Genomic DNA, 2,915 nt, shown 5'->3' with positions numbered 1-2,915 from the left:
GCCCTAGCGTCGGCGGTTCGCGCCCCCCGACCGGCCAGCACCAGCGGCCGGTCGGCGGAGGCGATCACGCCGACCGCCTCTTCAATGGCGTCTTGGTCGGCCGCCACCGTGGGTGACAGCGTCGGTGTGCCGACCATCGGCCGGTAGTCGACCTCTTCCCACTCAATGTCGATCGGGACGTTCAGCACGACCGGTGCCGACTGGGTCCACGCGATCCACACCGCTTCCGCGAGATCGGCGACCGCGCTTGCGGCGCTGCGCATCTGATGGAAGAGCACGCCGCTGGCGGCGACGATCGCTGGTTGGTCGGCGTCTTGGATATGATTGTGCTTGGACATCGGGGTGTCGCCAGCGATGACCAACATCGGAACACGGCCGCGCTGCGCCTCGATCAGCGCGGTCACCGTATTTGTCAGGCCCGGCCCGTGAGTCACCGTGGCCACACCCAGCTTGCCCGACACCTGGGCGTAGCCGAAGGCCGCCATCACCGCATTGGCCTCCGTGGACGTCGGGACGTACCGTCCGCCCGCCGCGGTGCGGAAACTGTCGACGATGAACAGGTTCGCATCGCCGACCACGCCGAACAACTCGTGAACGTCGTGGTCGGACAGGGCTCGAGCCAGTGCCTGGTGGACGTACATCAGGATCGATCTCGTTGTGGGCGCGACGGTGTCATAGGCTTGCCAGAATTTCGTCGGTGGTCGCCAGCTCGGCGAGCTTCGGAAAAACCTTTTCCAGGCTGTGGCTGTGGTCATCGGCGTCGAGGTCCCCGATGGCGTCGGTGACGACCACGACGTGGTAGTTGCGTTCATGGGCCGACCGTGCCGTCGACTCCACGGCCTGGCTGGTGGTGATGCCGGTCAGGAAGACCTGGCCTGCGCCGACCTCCTTGAGCAGTGCCTCCATCCGGTCGTCGTGAAACGCGCCCCACCCGAACTTGCTGAACGTCTTGTCCGAGGGCTGCACGCCGAGCTCCTCGGGCAGGTCGGTCCAGTTCTCCGGCAGACCCTCCATCTGAGGGGCCGTCTCGACGCGTCCGGAACTGCCACCGGCGACGTTCACCCACACCACCGGCAGGCCCTTGTCGCGGAACGCCTTCGCCAGTCCGGAGGAGCGCTGGAAAATGTCGGCGGCCGCATTCGGCGTGGTCGGCAAACCGGCCGTCGCAACCTGCAGATCAAGCACGATCAGAGCGGCGTTATCGTCAATTGCAGTGAGTGCCATGAGATTTCCTTTCCGGGTGTTTGCCCGAATGACGTTGGAGAATTTCGGTAATGCGGTCAGTCGACCCGGACGGGCCCGGAGTGGGTGGCGCTATCCTTCACCGGTCATCGCAGCGACGAGAGTGGTGGTGTCGCAGTAGTCACGAAAATGCTGGATCCGGCCGTCCGCGTTGAATTCGATGACACCGCAGATCGGAATCGACAGCGCGACCGAGCCGTCGGCACGGACGATGTGGTCGATCCGTTCGTTGTAGACGAGGTTGCCGACCTGCGCGATGTTGAGCGTCTCCACGTGGATACGGTCCATCGCCAACGAACTTTCGTTGGAGGGCCGCAGGATCTGCTCGTATGCCTCCTCGAAGCCCTGAACCTGGGGGAAAACCGGAGTGTTCCACCAAATCCCGTCCTCCGCGAAGTACGTGCGAAACGACGCACACATCGTCGGGAAGTCGGTGTTCCATTCGTCGAAGAACTTTAGAACGCTCTCGACATGTGGTTGATCGGTCATGGTGCGGGTTCCTTTCTGTCAGCAATCACGGTGAGTTTGTGGGGTCGCTACTCGTCGAAGACCAATGGCGCGTCGAACCAGCTGTGCCGCAACACATGGAGAACGGGGGTCGGCTCACTGACCTTGCGGATGCGCGAGAACCGGTCGAGAAGCTGGTTGAGGAAGATCCTCATTTCCAAGCGAACCAGTTGTGCCCCGATACACATGTGGGGTCCAAACCCGAACGCGACATGCTGGGTCGCGTTTGCACGACCGACGTCGAACGTATGCGGATTCGTGAAGGCCTCCTCGTCGAAGTTGCCTGCCGCGAAGAGCAGGAAGATCCGTTGGCCGGCTTTGATCTTCGTACCGCGAATCTCCGTGTCCTGCAGCGCGGTCCGCACAAACGAGCGGGCCGGGGTCACCCAGCGCAGCGCCTCCTCTATTCCGAGGTTTATCCTCGACCGATCCTCTTTGAGGCGCGTCAGCTGGTCCGGGAAGTCGGCGAACGCCAACATGGTGCCCGTCAGCAAGGCCCTAGTGGTGTCGCTGCCGGCCGCCAACACCGTGGTGCTGTACGCCAAGATATTGGCATCCGAGACCGGGTGCCCGTCAAGGCTGGCCTGCAACATGTCAGCGACCAGGCCGCTGCCGGGAGCGACGCGCTGGCGGGCGAACTCCTCTTCGAACACCGCGTTCATCGAGGCGAAGGTGGCCTTGGCGGCTTCGATCTCCTCGATGGTGTCAACGGAGTTCATGTCCTCGAGGGAATCGCTCCAATTCTTGACCATTTCGGTGTCTTGCACCGAAATTCCCAGTAGGCGGGTGGCGATCATGATGGGCAGCCGGTCGGCGATTTCGGCGACGAAGTCGATCGGGACCCCGGGCTGGATCTTGTCGATCAGTTCGGTGATGTACTGCTCGATCAGCGGCTTCATGTCATTGATGTTGCGGACCGCGAAGGCCGGCGTGATAAGGCCGCGCAGTATTTTGTGGCGAGGCGGGTCGGCGAACGCGAAATGCTCGGCGCCGCTGGGGAAGAACCCGTCGAACACGGACTCCTCGGCGACGTTGTCTTTCTGCATGCGCAGGTCGTTGAGGAACAACCCATGCCCCGAGGAGAAGATGCCGGCCTGGCGGGCAGCCTCGCGGATGTCATCGATCTTGGTGAGCACGAAGATGTCCAACGGCTCGTAGTAGTAGAC

4 protein-coding genes are annotated in these 2,915 nt (G+C 62.8%); all 4 read right to left on the bottom strand.

What is annotated here, in order from left to right; translation table 11 throughout:
• A partial coding sequence (locus tag WAN02_RS28020; protein WP_422268542.1) for a thiamine pyrophosphate-binding protein occupies positions 1–641 on the bottom strand: 641 nt, incomplete at its 3' end.
• Positions 642–672: 31 nt separating this feature from the next.
• Entirely contained in the window at positions 673–1,224 is a 552-nt protein-coding gene (locus WAN02_RS28015) for an isochorismatase family protein (protein WP_422268540.1), read from the bottom strand.
• A 90-nt stretch (positions 1,225–1,314) separates the two neighbouring features.
• Positions 1,315–1,731, bottom strand: a complete 417-nt coding sequence (locus tag WAN02_RS28010; RefSeq protein ID WP_325683543.1) for a limonene-1,2-epoxide hydrolase family protein — start codon at positions 1,729–1,731, stop codon at positions 1,315–1,317.
• A 47-nt stretch (positions 1,732–1,778) separates the two neighbouring features.
• On the bottom strand, positions 1,779–2,915 hold a 1,137-nt coding region (locus tag WAN02_RS28005; RefSeq protein ID WP_422268538.1), incomplete at its 5' end, for a cytochrome P450.

Source organism: Mycobacterium sp. (assembly GCF_049281135.1).
In the GTDB taxonomy this organism is placed as follows: Bacteria; Actinomycetota; Actinomycetes; order Mycobacteriales; family Mycobacteriaceae; genus Mycobacterium.
The sequence above is the reverse complement of the archived record's forward strand: the minus strand, read 5'-3'. Positions and strand labels throughout refer to the sequence as shown.